This window comes from Vulcanisaeta sp. (assembly GCF_049966235.1).
Classification (GTDB): domain Archaea; phylum Thermoproteota; class Thermoprotei; order Thermoproteales; family Thermocladiaceae; genus Vulcanisaeta; species Vulcanisaeta moutnovskia.
Genome location: NZ_JBMFVA010000007.1, coordinates 13,983 through 32,477, shown reverse-complemented (window position 1 = coordinate 32,477; position 18,495 = coordinate 13,983). Strand labels below are relative to the sequence as shown.

Genomic DNA, 18,495 nt, shown 5'->3' with positions numbered 1-18,495 from the left:
ACGAGAAAAATGAAATACTATATACTAACTGTGTGGAAGAATGTATAAGTAATAATAATAGTAAAAAGAAAAATAGTTTATTTAAATATTTATTCTTATGGTTATATTTAAGAGGTTTATGGAAATATATTTAACTTTAGCCAAAAGAAATACTTAAATAGACAAAATATTAAAAGACAGAATATGCCAACCCAGCCGGAGCAGCTTACACTTGAAAAGGTTGTTGGCAAGTTATGGGGCCGTATAATACCCTTTGTATTCATACTGTACATAATAGCCTTCTTCGATAGAACCAATATAGGGTTCACTATAGTACCAATGCACGAGGAATTAGGATTCTCCTATGCTGCCTTGGGCTTAGCGTCAGGTATATTCTTCATTGGCTACTTCATATTTCAAATGCCAGGTACATACTTAGTTGAAAAAATTGGCGCCAGAACCATAGTTGCCATATTCCTATTTGGTTGGGGCCTATTTGGGCTCCTAGTGGGTACTATTACGAATATTATTCAACTTTACGTCTATAGATTCCTAGTAGGTTTCATGGAGGGAGCATTCTTTCCTGGAATAATTTATTACTTATCACTATGGTTCCCACAAAAGTGGAGGGCTCAGGCGGTGTCCTTGTTCATGACAGCAATACCCGTGTCAACCATAATAAACAGCCCATTAGCTAGTTATATAATAATAACGCTTGGTTGGCGTTGGGTATTTTACATAGAAGGTCTACTCGCCATAATATTTGCCCCAATAGCCTATTTCTTCATTACAAACAGACCTAGGGATGCCAAGTGGCTAAGTGATGAGGAGAAGGCCGTACTTGAGCAAGCACTTAATGCTGAGAGGGAGGAGGCCGCTAAGAGAGCTAAGCAGAGCATTTGGTCGGCCTTGGCTAACCCTGTCACGATAATACTGGCATTAATATACTTCTTCTGGATTACGGACTTCTACGCAGTTAATATATGGACGCCGGCTATTGAAAAGTTGGGTAGTAGTTATGGTTATTTAGTGATTGGTATTATAGTGGCTATTATATGGATAATCGGCCTAATATGGATGGTTCTTTGGGGCAGGCATTCAGATAAAACCTTAGAAAGAATTCACCATACGGCAATACCTCTCATAATAGGTACGGTGGGCTCTGCCTTAGCGCTGGCGTTTCCAAGTAATTTCACGGTCGTAACAATAGCGCTTATATTAATGACGATGGGCATACTGGGTGGTTTTGGTTCCTTCTGGAGCCTACCAACGCTATACTTATCAGGCGCTGCAGCAGCTGTAGCTATCGGCCTTATAAATTCAGTTGGAAATTTGGGAGGCTTCGTAGGGCCCTACATTGTTGGTTATGTAGAGACCGCAACTCATAGTTTTGCATTAGCGTATCTAATACTCACTATTTTCTTCATAATAGCGGCAGTGTTAGTGTATTCATTAAGGCTGTTTAAGCAGGTACAGGTTAGTGCTAAATCGTAGGTTAAAAACAATTTAAATTAAAATTTAAAAATTGTATATATTATTATTTTCCATGACAAGCAAAGTAACAATTAAGGTTAGAAGTCGAGTTGTTACTGAAGGTCCTGAAAGAGCTCCTCATAGGAGTCTCTTTAAGGCTGATGGTTACAGTGACGAGGATTTAGCTAAACCATTAATTGCACTTGCTAATTCCTGGAACGAGATTGTGCCTGGCCATATTCATTTAAATGAATTAGCTAAGTATGTTAAGGAGGGCGTTAGAGTTGCTGGTGGTACACCAATGGAGTTTAATACAATAGCCATTGATGATGGCATAGCCATGGGCCATGAGGGTATGAAGTATTCATTAGTTAGTAGGGAGACTATTGCGGATTCTGTAGAGGAAATGGTTATGGCTCATGGCCTTGATGCTGTCGTCTTGCTAGCTAGTTGTGATAAGATTGAACCCGGCATGCTTATGGCTGGGGCTAGAATGAATATCCCTGCCATATTCTTTAATGGCGGTCCCATGATGACTGGCTTCCTTGGCGAGAAAATGCTGTCATTAGGTGATGCGTTTGAGGCCGTAGGTGCATATTATGCAGGAAAGATAACGCTTGAGGAATTAAAGTTAATAGAGAACAATGCATGTCCAGGACCTGGTTCATGCGCTGGGCTCTATACTGCAAATACAATGGCCATACTAGCTGAGGCATTAGGCATGGCCTTGCCTGGAACCTCGACAATACCTGCTGTGGATTCTAGGAGAAGGATTGCCGCTCGTGCAGCTGGCGAAGCAGTGATGAAGTTATTAGAGCTTGGTATTAAGCCTAGGGACATATTGACTTATGAGGCGTTTGAAAATGCCATAGCCATTGATGCTGCGATGGGTGGTTCAACAAATGCCGTACTTCATCTACTCGCAATAGCCCATGAGGCCGGGGTTAAATTAACCCTCGATGACTTCGACAGAATTTACTCAAAGACTCCCTACATAGCTGATTTGTTACCAGGGGGTAGATACGCGGTTTGGCAGTTAGATAGGTTAGGTGGATTACCATTGGTATTAAGAAGATTGCTTAAGAAGGGATTAATCCATGGCGATGTATTAACTGTAACTACGATGACGTTGAAGGAGAACCTTGAGAAGTATAAGGCTCCGTGGCTTTTACCTGTTAGGGAGGAGGATAAGACCATAGTTAAAGATGCTGATTCACCAATACTGCCCATGGGAGGCATTGTGATTCTAAAGGGTAACTTAGCACCTGAAGGCGCTGTTGTTAAGATTGCCGGAGTTAAGCGATTAAGACATGAAGGACCGATACGTGTCTTTGATAATGAGGAAGATGCATTTAAGGCCGTAACAAGAGGCGAGATTAAGCCTGGTGATGTTGTGATCATTAGATACGTAGGTCCTAAGGGTGCACCTGGTATGCCAGAAATGCTTTCAGTAACTTCGGCAATAGTTGGTGCTGGACTTGGGGATACGGTTGCGTTAATCACTGACGGAAGATTTAGTGGCGCTACGCGAGGGTTCATGGTAGGCCACGTTGCACCCGAAGCTGCCGTCGGCGGTCCAATAGCAATTGTTAAGGATGGAGATATAGTTGTCATTGACGCCTATGAAAAGAGGTTAGAGGTTAAGTTGAGTGATGATGAGATAAGAAATAGAATGAAGAATTGGACACCACCAAAACCTAAATACACAACGGGAGTATTGGCTAAGTATGCTAAGTTGGTAACAAGTGCATCAAGAGGTGCTGTCCTAGAGTAGACCTTATAGATCAGAATTGGTAGAACTTAAAAGGATCATTAAATGTAAGTATTGATATATGGATATAATGGTTTTACCTGGCGATGGTATTGGACCTGAAATTATGAGAAGCGCACTAAGAATCCTTGAAATAATGCGTAGTAATTTTAATGTTAAGATTGAATCACAGGTTTACGATAACATAAATGCGAGGAATATAGCCTCTGGTAAAGTAACCCTTGATTACGTACTTGATGAGGCAAGGAAGTATAGGGCCATTTTAAAGGGACCTATGGGTGACCCAAATATTAGGACCAAGGAGGGTGTTGAGGCTGGCTTGGACATAATACTTGGACTTAGGTTTAACCTTGACCTTTACGCAAATGTAAGGCCTATTAAGTTGCTTCCTGGCGTTCAATCTCCATTGAGGGACTATGGTGATGGTAGTAAAACAATTGACTATGTGTTAATAAGGGAGAACAGTGAGGGACTTTATTCAAGTCATTTTGGTGGTTTAATACTTAGGGATGATGTAGCTATTGATATTCAAACAATAACTAGGAAGGGTACTGAGAGAATAGTGAGGTTTGCATTTGAATTAGCTAGGAGAAGTAAGGGCAATGCCTATGGTGAAAAAGTCGTGACATGCGTTGATAAGAGCAATGTTTTAAAAAGTTTCTATTTCTTTAGGAAAGTATTCACGGAGGTCGCCAGGAATTACTCGGATGTTAAGTATAACTTTATGTATGCTGATGCCATGGCTCAGTTCATGATATTACACCCAGAAATGCTGAATATTGTGGTTACTGAGAATATGTTCGGTGATATACTTTCTGAGCTAGCCGCGGCTACCGTGGGCGGTGTTGGACTTGCATGGTCTGGTAATATTGGTGATGATAGAGCAATGTTTGAACCTGTTCATGGTAGTGCGCCTGACATTGCTGGTAAAGGCATTGCAAATCCGACGGCTATGATAATGGCAACATCAATGATGCTTGACTGGCTTGGTTATTCAAGGGAAGCTAAAATAATTGAGGATGCAATACTTGATGCATTAAGAAGTGGAGTAAGAACGCCTGACATTGGCGGTAAGGTAACTACGGAGGAATTTACAAACGAAATAATAAATAGGGTTTTAAGGCGCTAACATTTTTAAATTCATGGTATGTTTGGTTCGTATCTTCCGTCTATAGCTGTCCATCCACCATCAACGTAGATTACTGCGCCCGTTATGTAGGATGCAGCTGGTGTTGCTAGGAATATAGCGGGGCCGGCTATTTCCTTCACCGTTGCCCACCTCCTGAGGGCTGGTTTTGTCCTATATGCCTCATACCATGCCGTATCCTTCTTAATTTGTTGCGTTAATTCTGTCTCAACTACGCCAGGTGCAATAACATTAACCCTAACATTATACTTAGCCCACTCTGCAGCGGCTGTCCTAGCTAATTGCACCATTGCGGCCTTAGTGGCTGCATAGACTGATTGACCAGGCTCAACAACCAAGTGCCTAATTGATGACATTAACACTATTGAACCACCTCTCGGATTCTTAATCATGACATTACCAAACTCCTTAAGTAGGTAATACGTACCCCATAGATTAACCCTAAGAACTCGCTCAAACTCATCATAAGTATAACTAAGTATTGACTTTCTGACATTGATACCAGGAACTATATAAAGCGCATCAATGTTACCAAAGGCCTTCACTGACTCATTAACTAGCCTCTTAACGTCATCAAGCTTCGTAACGTCAGCAACAACACTAACAACATCATTGGTAACGCTCCTAATCTCCCTCTCAGTCTCCTTAAGTCCATCCTCATTAATATCACTGATAACAAGCTTACCGCCATTGGCAGCCCACGCAAAGGCAATACCTTGACCAATACCCGAAGCAGCACCGGTAACCACAGCAACCAAGCCCTTAATAGAAAATAAATCCCTCATCTCATCGACATTAGAATATTTACCCATATACCGTTATATTGTGTTTATTTTTAAATATTACCATTAGTATCCTTATAATATCGTGAATAATTCTCCTTATACTTAACTGCGTATTTAACAGCTTTTTTAATAGCCTCCACCATACTTGTTTCATCAGCAATCCCTTTACCGGCTATATCAAATGCTGTTCCATGATCAACTGATGTTCTTAAGAACGGCAATCCAAGTGTTAAGCTCACGGTTCTCCTGAAATCATACATTTTAGCAGCTATATGTCCTTGATCATGGTATAGTGAAATCACAATATCATAATTACCCCTGGCAGCCATATAAAATACAGAATCGGCTGGAAACGGCCCGTAAACCTCAATATCGTACTTTGTCCTAGCCTCCTCAATTGCAGGTTTTATTTCATCAATTTCCTCACGACCTAATAATCCATCCTCACCAGCATGGGGATTTAAGGCGGCAACTGCGATCTTACCGTTATTAACGCCTAATAACTTAAGTGATAAATCAGCTTCGAATATTCCCCTTATTATTTTATCTTTAGTAACTTCAGAAACTATTTTACTAAATGGTATATGCCTAGTTAGGAAGTATATCCTTAACTTTTTAACTTCAAAAATCGTTATGGATTTACTGGAGTTTGTTAAATCCTGAAGTAACGTAGTATGATCAATATGTTTAGAGCCAGCTAATTTCCAAGCTTCTTTATTTATTGGTGCGGTTACCAATGCGTCAATTTCATTCTTCATTGCTAGTTCAACTCCTAATTTAACACTCTCAAGAGATATCCTGCCGGCTTCCCTTTGCACTTTACCAAACTCTATATCTTGACCAGGAATTTCAATAAAGTCAATACTTCTTAATATATCAGTTGGATCTAAATTAAGTATTTTTAGTACCTTTAGAAATTGATCCTTATTCCCAACTAGGATGAAATCCGCATTACTTTTATCCTTTAATTTACTTAGTGCCTTGGCAGTAATCTCATATCCAATTCCAGCTGGGTCTCCTAAGGTTATACCTATCTTGGGCCTCACGATCCATTAAGTACTTATCATCTATTTTTATTTTTCGCACTTAAACCTAGTAGGAAATCCCTAATTATTACGTAGGTATCCTCCTTTCCAATGAACCCTCCCTTAGTTACAATCAACTTACCATCTAATATGCCTCCTTTTATAATACCGACACCAATTAATGGCATAATATCGGCAATACTTTCAATAAACAAACCGCCAGATAATTCAAAAATGAAATTTGCGGTTTCCCCACCACTCAGAACTATCGCATCAAAATTCATTAAATACTTTACCAATTCCTGCGTTAGTAACCCTCTATCTCTCACGTAATCAAAGTAAATGATAATCCAATCATTATCAACAGCATAATTTGTTTTGATTAAATCATAAAGTCTAATTACATAAAAACCATGACTCTTAGCATAATTTATTTGCTTAATTGTCATTTCCTGCGTACTACCAATAACAAAAGCTATTCTCCTAGCGACTTTATTCATTATTAGGCGTGACTGTTCCTGGTGAATTAATGCAGCATGCTGCTGAGCGGTATAGGCAATTAAATATAATGGATCCACAGGTACTATATTTTGATTTCTTGTAATGAAATTAGCTATCTTCCTTAAGTCATCATGAGACCTTGAGTCGATTATAAATACCTTACCAGTAGTATTCTTTATATCAATCAGTTTGTTAATGTCATTTATTATGATTGGAGTAACACGACTGAATCTAGTAAGTATGCTATCCCTTGAATTATTTATTACCGTAAAGCCATTAGTTGTATATCTACCATATTCAGGTATCGTATCGGTGATTACAATAATAAATCCTCCTTCAATGAAGGGTAAAATTTCATCCTCAATATTCCCCCTTAATGCACTGTCAATTCTCTTACCAAATCTATACCTGCCATTATTAAATAACCCTAGTACATAATTTACACGGTTCTTTGCACTTACGCCGTCTATCATTCTACTCTTAGTATTTACAACTACGCAATTATATGGTAAAGAAGCTACATCATTGATAAAGCTATTATCATAATTAATAACAATAGAATTACAGAAACGAGACATGAAGCCAGAAATACCATTTGCGCCAGTTAAATCATCTGAAATCACAATGAACTTCAGATCCATATAAACCTCAAGCATAATTCCCTATTATATTTTAAGTATTACTATTTTATCAAATAAAAATGTAGAGATAATGAATTACAATATATAAATAATTTAACGCAATCTTTATCATTCGTAAATAATAAAATATCATCTTAAGGCAAGTTAAATTTTTAAATTATTAAATGACTCTTTATGTTCGTGTCTCTTGACTGGTTTAAGTCCTTAAGGGATGTCATTGTGACCAGTCTTAGGGATTCATGGCTTCCATTTCCCGTTGATAAGTCAATATGTAACAAGTGGAGAGAGGGTCTGGCCTTTGATAGTGATAGTGGCACTGTACTGTATACCTCATGTCTTTACCAATTAGCTCCTGTTATTGAAAGAGCTGTTACTGAACTTGAGAGATTTGGCGTCACTAAGGGCGGCGTATTAGCTAGATTTGCAGCTGTTGGTACCAAGGTTTTTGGTAAGGCATTACTTAGACCCAGTGACGAGGAGCTTAATAGGGCTAATGTAATCGTTAAGAACATATACAACACGCTTAGGGCCTTGGGCATCAAATTTAGGGTCCTCGATAACGAGCCTTACAGTGGCGCCCTGCTCTATGAGTTAGGTTTCGTAAATGATTTTGCCGATTACGCCAAAAGTGTTTACAAGATTTTTAGGGACAATAACGTGAATGAGGTAATAACCATAGACCCACATACCCAGCATACCCTCGAGAAGCTCTATCCAAAGTACGTACCTGAATTCAACATTAAGGTTAGAAGTTACTTGGATTACCTGGACCCAGGCAGGGTCAAGGTAAAGCTCAGTGAATTCACAATACATGATTCATGCCTATACGCCAGGTACCTAAATAAGTATGACTTGATCAGAGGCTTATTTAGGGGTAAGGCTGATGTTAAGGAGGACCCAGTAATAACGGGTAGGGACACATCGCACTGCTGCGGTGGGCCCATCGAATCCACTTATCCTGAGATTGCTGGTAGGGTTGCAAGTAATAGGGTTAGGGAATTGGCTAGACTCTCCCGTAATGTAGTTGTCCAATGCCCAATATGTTACGTAAACCTAAGGAGAGGCGTTAAACTCAGTGGTGTTGAGATTAGTCTATACGACATCGCCGAGATCATGGAGGTGAGCGGGTGATGATGAGCCTTAAGGACGTTTATGAGGAGGTTAGGAAATGTCAATTCTGCGGATTTGTCTCATGGCACATTCCTTAGAAATTAAGTTAAATTTCTAATTTTACATAATGCTCACTATGTATTTGAACATATCTTTACACGCCTTCCTTCTATACGAACTACTTCACTAGGTAATACCTGGCTTTATTACCCTTAAATGAGTCATCGACATGCTGTCATACTTACCGTGGGTATAAGTTTCATTATATGATTAGTAATTGTCTGTTTCTTTTGCTCATCCTTCGTTTTCTTAAGTATCTTACATAACACCTGAACTACTTGCATTTTAATATCGTTATACTTCATAATAAGTCGCATTGGTATTATGACTTCCATGTATTTACCATTGCCATTAATATGTGTCTGACTTATGAACTTATCTCCGTAAACTTTCATTAATGCTTTACGTATCATATCAACCTCGTCTTTATTCTTGGCAAGATGCCGTAATCTAACCGTGGTCTTAAGAACGTTTACTGAAAATTCATAACCAGCAATGAGAACCTTATTCTTTCCTAACCTCCAATTTAATTCAATCTCAGCGATTTTCTTCATATTTACCCATTTCTTCGGCCCTAACGCGTCTAACATATCCTTAAATATGGGCGGCAGAACATTAAGTATTACGCGGGTAAGGTCAATCGCATGGCCTGACCTCCACATTACTTCTGTTTTACTACCCTGTTGATATTTTCTCCACCTTATACTTAATTTACTAAGTATGGGCTCCCACTTATTAAAACTCTCGGTTTTCATCGTGATTGAGATGACCGGTGTATCATACCTACCATGATATTTAGTGATGATTACGTACCCATCACCTAATATTGCTGTTAAAAGTAGTAATATTGTCTCGTTTTCATTACTGGGTTTCCTATCACTCTCTAAGGTCTTTAATGAATTATGACCATTCGCCCTCAGATACCATTTAACTGATATACCTTCTTTATTTACGTTAATAGCATCTATATTAATATACACCTCTCCTGAATATAGTAATGACCATAAAATGGCCTGCCATACCTGTGTTGTTACCATTATCGGTTTCTCCTCATTAACGCCTTCATCAGTCATCGCAAAGCCTTTCTTTAACCACTTTAACGTCTCATTAATGAACTTTTCGTAATCTTCAGGTTTAAGCGTTTTTATATATACATCAGGCACATTAATGGTTATACCATCAAATTCTTTAAGTATCAATTGAACTGTTATACCATTCTCTGCTGCTTTACTTACATTTAATGTTATATAGTTAGAATGAACGCTAACTCCATTCTCATTCTCCCAAATAATGACCTCAGCCTTTCCGTATATTAGGTTATCGATCATCTTCTTAACCTCACTCCACATGGTGTTTTCACTCCAGTATTTTCTAAATTTTCCAATATATATGGTGAACTCATTAACTAATTTCAAAACGCTATTAACAACCTCGTCATCGTACTTGTCTCTCAGCTTCTCCTCTATGTTCTTTCTTATTACTAACCACTCATTTCTGTGACCATCAATCCACCACGTGTTCCATACCCGCCACTTAAGCATTCGATTAATGGCCTCTGTTAATAATTCAATGGCATCATCAATCACCTTAGGATTACTCACATCACCACCGCACACATACCTCTTACCCCTCCTTTTACCCATGCAAAAGTGATTAGCCCTTAACAGTCCCGTGCTAAATTCTGTAAGTTGACCTAAAACACCAGACATACATTATGAAACTCTCAAAATAATTAATAAGGAACTACAAAACATCAAGCATATACTTAGTCAATGGATTAACTATTGCATCAAAGTACTTAATAAGACACGAGAATAAATTAAACAAATGAAGACCTTAAGCAATAACATGACTAAGTCGAGACATCGTATAATGTGCATCTTAATTATTAACGAACTAAAGATATATTATACTAAGATAAAAATGAGTAAACAGAGGGATAAATAAATGATGAATATTAAGGAGATCCACGAGGAAGTTAAAAAATGTATGTATTGCGGATTTTGTGAGTTTCCATGCCCAACATTCAATGCCCTACGTAGTAGGGCCTATGGGCCTAGGGGTAGGATCAACTTAATTAAGACACTAATTGAGAATGGTTTTGGGCAGAGTAAGAATATAGAAATTAATGGCGATGTTATTAATTCAATAATGACCTGCCTACACTGCGCGTCCTGTGATACCCAGTGTCCGGCTGGTATCAAAATTGCTGATGCAATACATAGTTTTAAGGCATTTATCTTAGGAACAATACTTAAGTAGTGGTGAATCGATATGGTTAGTATGACTCAGAGACAGGGTGATGTAATTAAGGAGCTTGAGGCAGTGTTTAAGGATAGGTTATTCACGGAACCACATATATTGTCTTTGTATAGTCATGATGCATCTTCCGAAGTTGGTGTTAAACCAATGGCTGTTATTCAACCGGTGAGCGTTGATGAGGTTGTTAAGATAGTTAAGTTAGCCATTGATTATGGTTTTAAAATAATACCGGTTGGCTCATCAACAAGTCTATCCGGTAACGCAACACCTAAGCTTGAGAATACGGTAATAGTCTCCCTAGAGAGAATGAACTCAATAATTGAGATTTCTGACATTGATTGGTACGCTAGGGTCCAGCCTGGAATTAAAGATGATGAACTAAACCTGGAGTTGATGGGTTATGGCCTTCAGTGGCCTGTGGATCCTGCGTCATCGAAGACTGCGACTGTCGGTGGTGTAATTAGTAATGGTGGTGGTGGGATGCGTGGTGCTAAGTATGGCCCTGCATCACATTGGGTCCTCGGCCTTGAGGCCGTTATTGGAACTGGTGATGTTATTAGGGTTGGTTGTAGGACTGTTAAGTGCCGTGAGGGATATAACCTGGTCCAAACTTTCATTGGTTCTGAAGGTACGTTGGGAATAATTACAGAGGCAACGTTAAGGTTGGCACCATTACCTGAATCCTTTGTAGGGTTAATGGCAAGGTTCAGGGATGCCGAATCACTAGTTAATGCTGTGATTAGGGTTAAGAGAGATAAACTATGGCCTATGGTAACTGAGTTCATTGATTATATGATTGCACAAGTACTCGGTCTTGAACCTATGTATTACCTATGGATTGGTATTGACACCTACAGTGGTAGTGAACAGCAAATACTTTCTAAGCTTAATAATGACGTATCACTAAGTGGTGGTGAGATTATTGATAAGGCATTCACGTGGCAGGAATTCTCGAAGATCTTGGAACCAAGAAGAATGCTTTACTCAGCAACGTTAAAGGCCGCATTTAATGATTATGGCACAGACGCCTTCGTAGCCTTCGAGGATATTGCAGTACCAACGAGCAAGTTACCAGAAGCGGTTAGGGAGATACAGGCCCTTGGCCAGAAGTATAATGTTAAGATGGTCATTGGTGGGCACATTGGTGATGGGAATTTACACCCAACTGTTTGGGCTAGGCGTTCTGATAAGGATGAAATGGAGAGGATCATGAGATTCTTTGAGGATGTTGGTAAACTGGCTATAAGGCTTAATGGTACGGTAAGCGCTGAGCATGGGATTGGAGTACAGAAGAAGGGATTATTACGGGAGGCAATTAGTAGTAGGAATGATGGTAATAGCGACTATGTAATAAACCTAATGAAGAACATTAAGAGGGTATTTGACCCATATGGCGTATTTAACCCAGGTAAGATATTTGATTAGAGCCCGTGTCTTTAACCCATAGGGCTTAAAAGTACGCCTTAGATTGCCGGGTTGATGATTGGTAAGGTTTTGAGTTATTTACAGGCATGGACTGTCATTGTTAGGGCTTGGTCAATGCCTATGACCATAGCCTCAATCTCACTTGGTGCAGCGTATGCCTATTACCTCGGTTACAGAATTAACATTGTATTCTTTACCCTGGCATTAATTGGTGCATTACTGCTTCATATGAGCGTTAATGTGATTAATGACTACTACGACACATTGTATGGAGTAGATGCACCTGATGTACTTAAGTACAGGCCTCATGCAATATTCATGGGTATTGTAAACACTAGGTCAATGCTCAACATAGGCCTTATATTACTAATAACAGGTTCATTAATAGGGATTTACCTATCCATTGTGGTAAGCCCATTAATACTAATACTCGGTATCACCGGCATATTCCTGGTCTATGAATACACAGGACCACCACTGAAACTCAAGTATAGGGCCCTTGGTGAATTATCGGTGTTTCTGGCATGGGGTCCATTAATGGCGTTAGGATCCATAGTTGCTTCAACCGGCCTTATTAATTACGCGGTTGCTATAGTATCGGTGCCCGTGGCTCTCCTTGTGGTTGCCACATTGTATGCAAATAATGTTAGAGATATTGAGAGGGATAGAGGTAGGGGTGCGTATACGCTGGCCATTAGACTTGGTAGTAATGCTAAGTGGTTTTACGTGGCATTATTAGCAAGTGCCTATGCAACCCAGTCAGTACTAATATTACTTAGGTTATTACCCATTTGTACATTAATAACCATTGCATTGATCCCATTAACAATTAAGATGATTAGGAATGCTACTAATGGGGTTTTTGAGCACCTTGATGAGACCACGTCACTATACTCCCTGGCATATACAATACTACTGGTCATAGGATTACTAATTAGGTTTTGATTTTAATTTTATTTCTCGATTATTTAAAGTGTCATTGGTTAATAACGGATGGTCTTATGGATAGTACCTTAATGGTATCGCCAGGTCCAATACCATACAATTCCCTAACACCCCTGGGTATTGTGAATTGTCTCGAGTCAGTATGCCTAGTCCTCAGCAACCTAACACCCTTCAGCTCAATCATGAAACCCTTATACTCAAGATCAACATCAGCGAACCTTATGTGGGTTATACCCAAAGCCCTAACTAAGCTTGCTGGTAACAACACCTGGTTATTTATGTACAACCTAACCGTGAAGGGCAGTGTGGTCACATTAAACCTCTCCAACTTCCTACGTACAGTCACCCTAACAACCACGCCTACCACCGATCAGTTCCTCAACACTACCACACTTAAGTAATACTCCGTGGAAAATACGTGAAACCAAATTGAAAATGTGCCAACATGCACAGTGGTAAATAAAGGTTTCACGTAAGATAAAGAACAGAAAGAGATTTAAAGAAGGGATTGAACATAAAACCAAATGCCCAGCAGAGCAGTAGGCATGGGAGTATGCCCAAGATGCGGAAAACCAGGAACAGTAGTAATAAAGGCAGGAAACTACGTATATGTTAAGCACGGAAACACCTGGCACTACATAGGAACAATAGACAAAGTAAACCTAAACAAAATACTAATAAAAAATGAAAAAGTAATTAGTAAGAATATTTATAGTAATATAAAACATAATTTATTTACAAATAAAATATACCTAGGTCTTTTAATCTCCATAATGATATTATTAACATTTATAATTATAATATTTATAGCGCATATAAATGAATTAAATGGTGTAATTGTAAATGCAAATAATAATAGTTATAAGATAATAAATTGCGTACACGCAACCTTAACGAATAATAGTAACTACATTTTAGCAACATGTACTGACAATAGTAATGTAATATATATGAATTCTTCCCAACTACGTAGTATTAGCAGTAATGGATCATCAATTTTTTATGTTTATGTTAATTTAACAAATAATAAGTGATTTTTATTATATGTTTATGAATATACTATATATATGTAAACATTAGCATTTACGTAATAGGGACTAAGGTTGTAAATCATTACATACCAAGATCCAACTCCTGGGAAAAATACAACGAAAGCAGAACCACCAGTATCCTTAACACCGTATCCACTACCTGTATTGGCATTCACAACTCCAATAAATAGGGTAGCTGATGAGGGGGACCAGGTAACATAGACTGCAATACCTTCATTTGAGCTACTTAAATAAAATGGACCTATAAGAACTCCTGTATAAGGCGCTAGTGAAGGATCTATTCTGTGGGTTGGTGGTAGTACTTTTAGTTTTAGTGTTGTTACTTCCTTGATTATTGTTACTCCTGGTGTGTCTGGCTTTATTTTTGTTACTTGCATTGCCATTGTTGTTCCTGCCATTAGTGCTACTACGAGTAGTAAAGCGGGTAGTACTAGTGCTAGGGCTTTCCTCGTCATAGGTAATATCCTCATTTAATATTTTTAAGTATTACTTCTGTAGTACTTTCGGTGTACTTTGTTCCTTATTTCTATTTTATTATTTCAATTTATAAAGAGAGTCTTTTAGAAATAGAAAATGAGAAGTAGATCGCAATTAACAGGTTGAAAGAGCTAGCCAGTAACGGTTAAATCAGCACTCGGCAAATTCGTCACTTCTCTGGCAGTCGAGGTCCCTACTCATCATACTGCCTAAATTATTACCCTATCTTATAAGCCTTGAGGTTGTATGCCTATTATATGGTAAGCAAGTTATTCGGTATCTTACTTAATGTTCTAATGGTATCTAAAACACCAAGGCAATCCTGAACTCTAATCATGATAATTACCCTTATTAAATATGCATTCAATATACTGCAAAGCTTGATAGACATCTGAGGGTTTAGAGGGTGATTTTTAGGATTCTGTAGATTAGTGATGATAGGATTATTAGAGCCCCAATCATTACCCAACCAAACATTCCAAAGTATTGTATTGCATATCCCATGACTATACCTGCTATTGATCCTATTATTGAGGATACGGTGAGTAAGTAACTAGTGGATTGGGCAATTAGTATTGGGCTTACGAGATCATTCACAACATATAATGTCAAGAGTAGGATTAGTGTAAATGTGAAACCCACAATAACTAGAATTATTGTTTGAGCCTTGGCAATGCCCATAAGCATTGTTAATGCACCGAGGGCTACCGTTAAGTACAACAATGCCTTACGTCTCTCAGTCTTTATGGAATGCCTAAACCTATAAAGCAATGGGGTTAGGGCTAGTGGCGCTGTTAATTCAGTGATCCCTAAGTAACTACCTGCATTAATAACAAGAGGGAGAAGACCTAGGTATACTCCCCAGGGTATTGAGAAGGCTATGGATAACATGAGAATGTCTGGGTTATTCATAACGGCCATTACCGAGACACTCTTTATTATTACGGCATCCTTCATAGTAAAGAGAATGAGGATGGCAAGTACAATAGATGCTATGCCTAGGTATAATGCCGTGTTTTGTGTTATATCCATAGTAATTACTGATGAAAGTAGAATCAGTGTCGTTATTGATGATAAGTAAGTAACCTGAACCCACCTAGTCAACCCTCTAATGCTCCACCAACCAAGTATTAACAGGAGTGAGGGCATTAGGTATAGCCCAAGACCCATACCTGCCAGGAATCTAAGGAGAAGTGCCGTGTGATAACTACCTGTTGTTGAGAAGATGAGAGATAGACCATTTAGTATCAAGCCTAGGAACATGGAGACCCTATTACCAAACCTGCTAAATAGGAGTGTAGCTGGTAATTGCATTGTAGCGAAGCCCATCATCGCGGTGGCCATGGGTATTACATAATACACGGCGTTGAGTACCACCTTCTTTATAGCCATTATATTAAACATTATTGCTGACAAGCTTAACCAATTAAACATTATTAATGATAGACCTACTATACTAATGCCGAGCACATAATAGGCTCTCTTGATGACTAATGCATCCAATTCCTCAATAGGCTTATTATTAACCCCCACATGAAACTAGCATTAAAGCCCCTTATCAAGGTTTCTAACTATTGGCAGTTAAGATAAAGAGAAACTCATGAATTATTATCCTGCTCACCCCTATCCAGTTTTATGGATATTACGGCCCTACTCACCTCCTCCTTAATCCTCTCCTTGAACTCTCCGTATTGCTCAATCAATGAACCAAGCTTCTCCTTATACCTCTTGAGCACCAGGTTGAAGCTACTAACGGCTATGTACCCAATAAGTCTCTTGACAATGAAATTCTCAACCTTCCTAGTTATGAGACTACTAAATGCCTTAGCCTCCTCAAAGGACTTTATCAATGCCTTAAGTATGAACTCACGCCTCAATGGATCATCAAGCATCTCATCAAGTATTGTGAAGTCCCTCCTCCTTAATGCACCCATTGGTATGAAGGGTAATGGGAACGTAAGAACCCTAAGCTTACTGATCCTATCAAGTAGCTCGAGACTCTTAACAACATCATCGTCAGTCTCACCAGGTAGATTAAGTATCATTGTACCAACAACAACCCAATAATTATCATTGAGTATTCCAATTGCCTCCTCAACAACGTCTGGGTACTGCTCAGGCTTATACGGAAGCGCCTTACCAGCCATTAACATCCTTAGTAACCTAGGTGAACCTGTTTCAATGCCCATCTCGATAAAGTGCCATGTTCCTCCTTCATTCATATACTCCGAAACTTCCTTAATAAGCTTCGGTGCATACTTCACGACAGCAGCTGTGGTGAAGTCCGTGGTTAATTCATGGTCGTCACCATAGGACTTAACGAGCTTATAGGCCTTCACTGTCAAATCAAGTACCTTATCTGGGTTTGGCTCAATACCCTTTGCACCATACCTGAAGAATTCCTCACTATGAAGCGTTATCTCACTAAAGCCTCCAACCTCAATGTTGAGCTTAATCTCCCTATCGATATGACCCTCAAATGGAAATGACCTAATCATACCACTCAATGTTGGTGTACAGAACTGACAACCCCTACCACAACCCCTCGTAACCTCAACCATACCACCAACTGATGGTGTTACTATCGTTGGTACCATATCAATAGGCACGGGTCTATGGGCAACAACCCTCTCGGGAATGGGCTCGCCCTTCATTATTTTATCAAATAATTGTGGCCCATCCTCCTCAAACTCACCCTCATAAACGACATCAATCCCTAATTCCCTTTGCTTACCAGTATCAATGATTTGCCAACCGGCTGGTCCACCAACGACAATCTTTAAATGGTCTTTATGTCTCTTAATTGCTGGATGATTAATGACTTGAAAGAATGACTTGGCAATGTATGGTAAGCCTCTGTATGGTAGGTCCGCCAATTTCAATATCCAGTAAACTATGCCGGAACCATAACTCAAACCTAGTGGATCCATTACGTAAATACCAATGACACGTGTATTAGTGCCAATGACCTTATCGAGCTTATATGGATCAGCTATAATGACATCATTCCTCGTATAGCCATGAGCAAGTAGTGCAGCTTCCACCTTGGCTAAGCCGTATGGAGCCCTCAAAACCCTACCATATTTATCACTTTTAACCCTGAAAAACCTACGGGCAGCCCAATCCCTGAAGTAATTCTCCGGTATTGCACTTGCGAATCCAACCACAGATGAACCGTGCGTGTCACTCATTGTTGCAATCTCGCCCGTTAAAACGATTGGATATCCATCAAATGACACAGTTTGGCTATATACCTGTAGTAAATAAAAACCCTTCTTCATTAACATAAACTATTGACTAAATGTACTTTAACCTAGAAATTGAAAATTAACTAATACTCTTCCTGGGGGTCCTCGCTCCGCAGGCAGTGCACACGAGTACGTATATCCTACCCTCCCTCTCCAGGTAAGTATCTATTGAGTGGCACACTGGGCACTCAACATAGAATTTAATGTACCTCTCATAAACAGCCTCGAGAGTCCTTGGACTCCTCTCTGCATACAGAACAAGGGCATTACCCTCAATATTACCTGGAAGAGCCAGTTCCTTAAGGAAGAACCTGGCTATGTGCGTTGGGTCCCTATTAAGTCTCTGCGCAACATCCCTAAAGTTCTGAATAATAGTCTTCTTAGGCTGGACTTGAATGCTTAACCTGGGTATTTCCTGCCTTCTCTGGATCCTTGGCGTTATCAATGTGTAGGCCTTATCTAATAACTTCATGTATAGCTCATCGTAATTACCCTCATTTGGCATACCAGTCTCAGGAGACTTAACACTTTGCTTAATAAGTTCTTGCCTTCATAGCACTGCATCATCAATTTCCTAGGATTTTACCTCTCGAA

General features: G+C 39.2%; 17 protein-coding genes. 8 read left to right on the top strand and 9 right to left on the bottom strand.

Annotated features, from left to right (window positions below; all coding sequences use genetic code 11):
* The first annotated feature begins 183 nt into the window (after positions 1–183).
* From ACP5L5_RS05965 to ACP5L5_RS05955, 3 genes are read left to right on the top strand one after another with little or no spacing between them, the layout of a single operon-like run.
* On the top strand, positions 184–1,473 hold the full coding sequence (locus ACP5L5_RS05965) for an MFS transporter (protein ID WP_428762329.1): 1,290 nt from the start codon (positions 184–186) through the stop codon (positions 1,471–1,473).
* A 52-nt stretch (positions 1,474–1,525) separates the two neighbouring features.
* Positions 1,526–3,226: a dihydroxy-acid dehydratase gene (ilvD, locus tag ACP5L5_RS05960; RefSeq protein ID WP_428762327.1), complete on the top strand. Its 1,701-nt coding sequence runs from the start codon at positions 1,526–1,528 to the stop codon at positions 3,224–3,226.
* Between the two features lie 58 nt (positions 3,227–3,284).
* Complete coding sequence (locus ACP5L5_RS05955) at positions 3,285–4,352, top strand: isocitrate/isopropylmalate dehydrogenase family protein (protein WP_428762325.1); 1,068 nt, start codon at positions 3,285–3,287, stop codon at positions 4,350–4,352.
* A gap of 11 nt (positions 4,353–4,363) precedes the next feature.
* On the opposite strand, the gene ACP5L5_RS05950 is transcribed toward ACP5L5_RS05955, so the two are convergent.
* From ACP5L5_RS05950 to ACP5L5_RS05940, 3 genes are read right to left on the bottom strand one after another with little or no spacing between them, the layout of a single operon-like run.
* Positions 4,364–5,182 carry an SDR family NAD(P)-dependent oxidoreductase gene (locus ACP5L5_RS05950; RefSeq protein ID WP_428762324.1) on the bottom strand — a complete coding sequence of 273 codons (819 nt, stop codon included), beginning with the start codon at positions 5,180–5,182 and terminating at the stop codon, positions 4,364–4,366.
* Positions 5,183–5,205: 23 nt separating this feature from the next.
* The gene (pdxA, locus tag ACP5L5_RS05945; RefSeq protein ID WP_428762322.1) at positions 5,206–6,201 is read right to left on the bottom strand and encodes a 4-hydroxythreonine-4-phosphate dehydrogenase PdxA; all 996 of its coding nucleotides are present in this window, start codon (positions 6,199–6,201) and stop codon (positions 5,206–5,208) included.
* A gap of 17 nt (positions 6,202–6,218) precedes the next feature.
* Positions 6,219–7,322 (bottom strand): four-carbon acid sugar kinase family protein, encoded by a 1,104-nt coding sequence (locus tag ACP5L5_RS05940; protein ID WP_428762321.1) that lies wholly within the window; start codon positions 7,320–7,322, stop codon positions 6,219–6,221.
* 174 nt (positions 7,323–7,496) lie between these two features.
* Here ACP5L5_RS05940 and ACP5L5_RS05935 point away from each other — a divergent pair, with 174 nt between their 5' ends.
* A complete protein-coding gene (locus ACP5L5_RS05935; RefSeq protein ID WP_428762319.1) occupies positions 7,497–8,453 on the top strand; it encodes a heterodisulfide reductase-related iron-sulfur binding cluster in 957 nt (318 codons plus the stop codon).
* Between the two features lie 200 nt (positions 8,454–8,653).
* On the opposite strand, the gene ACP5L5_RS05930 is transcribed toward ACP5L5_RS05935, so the two are convergent.
* Positions 8,654–10,201: a hypothetical protein gene (locus tag ACP5L5_RS05930; protein ID WP_428762317.1), complete on the bottom strand. Its 1,548-nt coding sequence runs from the start codon at positions 10,199–10,201 to the stop codon at positions 8,654–8,656.
* 238 nt (positions 10,202–10,439) lie between these two features.
* On the opposite strand from ACP5L5_RS05930, the gene ACP5L5_RS05925 reads away from it, so the two are divergent.
* Genes ACP5L5_RS05925 through menA form a run of 3 tightly spaced genes read left to right on the top strand, consistent with a single transcriptional unit; the run spans position 10,440 to position 13,124 of the window.
* Positions 10,440–10,754 carry a 4Fe-4S dicluster domain-containing protein gene (locus ACP5L5_RS05925; protein ID WP_428762316.1) on the top strand — a complete coding sequence of 105 codons (315 nt, stop codon included), beginning with the start codon at positions 10,440–10,442 and terminating at the stop codon, positions 10,752–10,754.
* Positions 10,755–10,766: 12 nt separating this feature from the next.
* The gene (locus tag ACP5L5_RS05920; RefSeq protein ID WP_428762314.1) at positions 10,767–12,179 is read left to right on the top strand and encodes an FAD-binding oxidoreductase; all 1,413 of its coding nucleotides are present in this window, start codon (positions 10,767–10,769) and stop codon (positions 12,177–12,179) included.
* Between the two features lie 54 nt (positions 12,180–12,233).
* A complete protein-coding gene (gene menA, locus ACP5L5_RS05915) occupies positions 12,234–13,124 on the top strand; it encodes a 1,4-dihydroxy-2-naphthoate octaprenyltransferase (protein ID WP_428762313.1) in 891 nt (296 codons plus the stop codon).
* 31 nt (positions 13,125–13,155) lie between these two features.
* Here menA and ACP5L5_RS05910 read toward each other — a convergent pair whose 3' ends face one another.
* Entirely contained in the window at positions 13,156–13,491 is a 336-nt protein-coding gene (locus ACP5L5_RS05910; protein WP_428762311.1) for an AbrB/MazE/SpoVT family DNA-binding domain-containing protein, read from the bottom strand.
* A gap of 157 nt (positions 13,492–13,648) precedes the next feature.
* On the opposite strand from ACP5L5_RS05910, the gene ACP5L5_RS05905 reads away from it, so the two are divergent.
* Positions 13,649–14,158 carry a hypothetical protein gene (locus ACP5L5_RS05905; RefSeq protein WP_428762309.1) on the top strand — a complete coding sequence of 170 codons (510 nt, stop codon included), beginning with the start codon at positions 13,649–13,651 and terminating at the stop codon, positions 14,156–14,158.
* Positions 14,159–14,172: 14 nt separating this feature from the next.
* Here the strand turns inward: ACP5L5_RS05905 and ACP5L5_RS05900 are convergent, their stop codons facing one another.
* From ACP5L5_RS05900 to ACP5L5_RS05885, 4 genes are all read right to left on the bottom strand, one after another.
* On the bottom strand, positions 14,173–14,646 hold the full coding sequence (locus ACP5L5_RS05900; RefSeq protein ID WP_428762308.1) for a hypothetical protein: 474 nt from the start codon (positions 14,644–14,646) through the stop codon (positions 14,173–14,175).
* A gap of 406 nt (positions 14,647–15,052) precedes the next feature.
* Entirely contained in the window at positions 15,053–16,186 is a 1,134-nt protein-coding gene (locus ACP5L5_RS05895) for an MFS transporter (RefSeq protein WP_428762306.1), read from the bottom strand.
* Between the two features lie 65 nt (positions 16,187–16,251).
* Positions 16,252–17,892, bottom strand: a complete 1,641-nt coding sequence (locus tag ACP5L5_RS05890; protein ID WP_428762304.1) for a B12-binding domain-containing radical SAM protein — start codon at positions 17,890–17,892, stop codon at positions 16,252–16,254.
* 88 nt (positions 17,893–17,980) lie between these two features.
* Positions 17,981–18,406 carry a translation initiation factor IF-2 subunit beta gene (locus ACP5L5_RS05885; protein ID WP_013603923.1) on the bottom strand — a complete coding sequence of 142 codons (426 nt, stop codon included), beginning with the start codon at positions 18,404–18,406 and terminating at the stop codon, positions 17,981–17,983.
* Between the last annotated feature and the right edge of the window lie 89 nt (positions 18,407–18,495).

Coding starts and splice junctions, on each gene's coding strand:
- ACP5L5_RS05925 (WP_428762316.1), top strand. CDS start 10,440: ATGATGAATATTAAGGAGATCCACGAGGAAGTTAAAAAATGTATGTAT.
- ACP5L5_RS05930 (WP_428762317.1), bottom strand. CDS start 10,201: ATGTCTGGTGTTTTAGGTCAACTTACAGAATTTAGCACGGGACTGTTA.
- ACP5L5_RS05885 (WP_013603923.1), bottom strand. CDS start 18,406: ATGCCAAATGAGGGTAATTACGATGAGCTATACATGAAGTTATTAGAT.
- ACP5L5_RS05900 (WP_428762308.1), bottom strand. CDS start 14,646: ATGAGGATATTACCTATGACGAGGAAAGCCCTAGCACTAGTACTACCC.
- ACP5L5_RS05905 (WP_428762309.1), top strand. CDS start 13,649: ATGCCCAGCAGAGCAGTAGGCATGGGAGTATGCCCAAGATGCGGAAAA.
- ACP5L5_RS05950 (WP_428762324.1), bottom strand. CDS start 5,182: ATGGGTAAATATTCTAATGTCGATGAGATGAGGGATTTATTTTCTATT.
- menA (WP_428762313.1), top strand. CDS start 12,234: ATGATTGGTAAGGTTTTGAGTTATTTACAGGCATGGACTGTCATTGTT.
- ACP5L5_RS05955 (WP_428762325.1), top strand. CDS start 3,285: ATGGATATAATGGTTTTACCTGGCGATGGTATTGGACCTGAAATTATG.
- ilvD (WP_428762327.1), top strand. CDS start 1,526: ATGACAAGCAAAGTAACAATTAAGGTTAGAAGTCGAGTTGTTACTGAA.
- ACP5L5_RS05920 (WP_428762314.1), top strand. CDS start 10,767: ATGGTTAGTATGACTCAGAGACAGGGTGATGTAATTAAGGAGCTTGAG.
- ACP5L5_RS05940 (WP_428762321.1), bottom strand. CDS start 7,322: ATGGATCTGAAGTTCATTGTGATTTCAGATGATTTAACTGGCGCAAAT.
- ACP5L5_RS05935 (WP_428762319.1), top strand. CDS start 7,497: ATGTTCGTGTCTCTTGACTGGTTTAAGTCCTTAAGGGATGTCATTGTG.
- ACP5L5_RS05965 (WP_428762329.1), top strand. CDS start 184: ATGCCAACCCAGCCGGAGCAGCTTACACTTGAAAAGGTTGTTGGCAAG.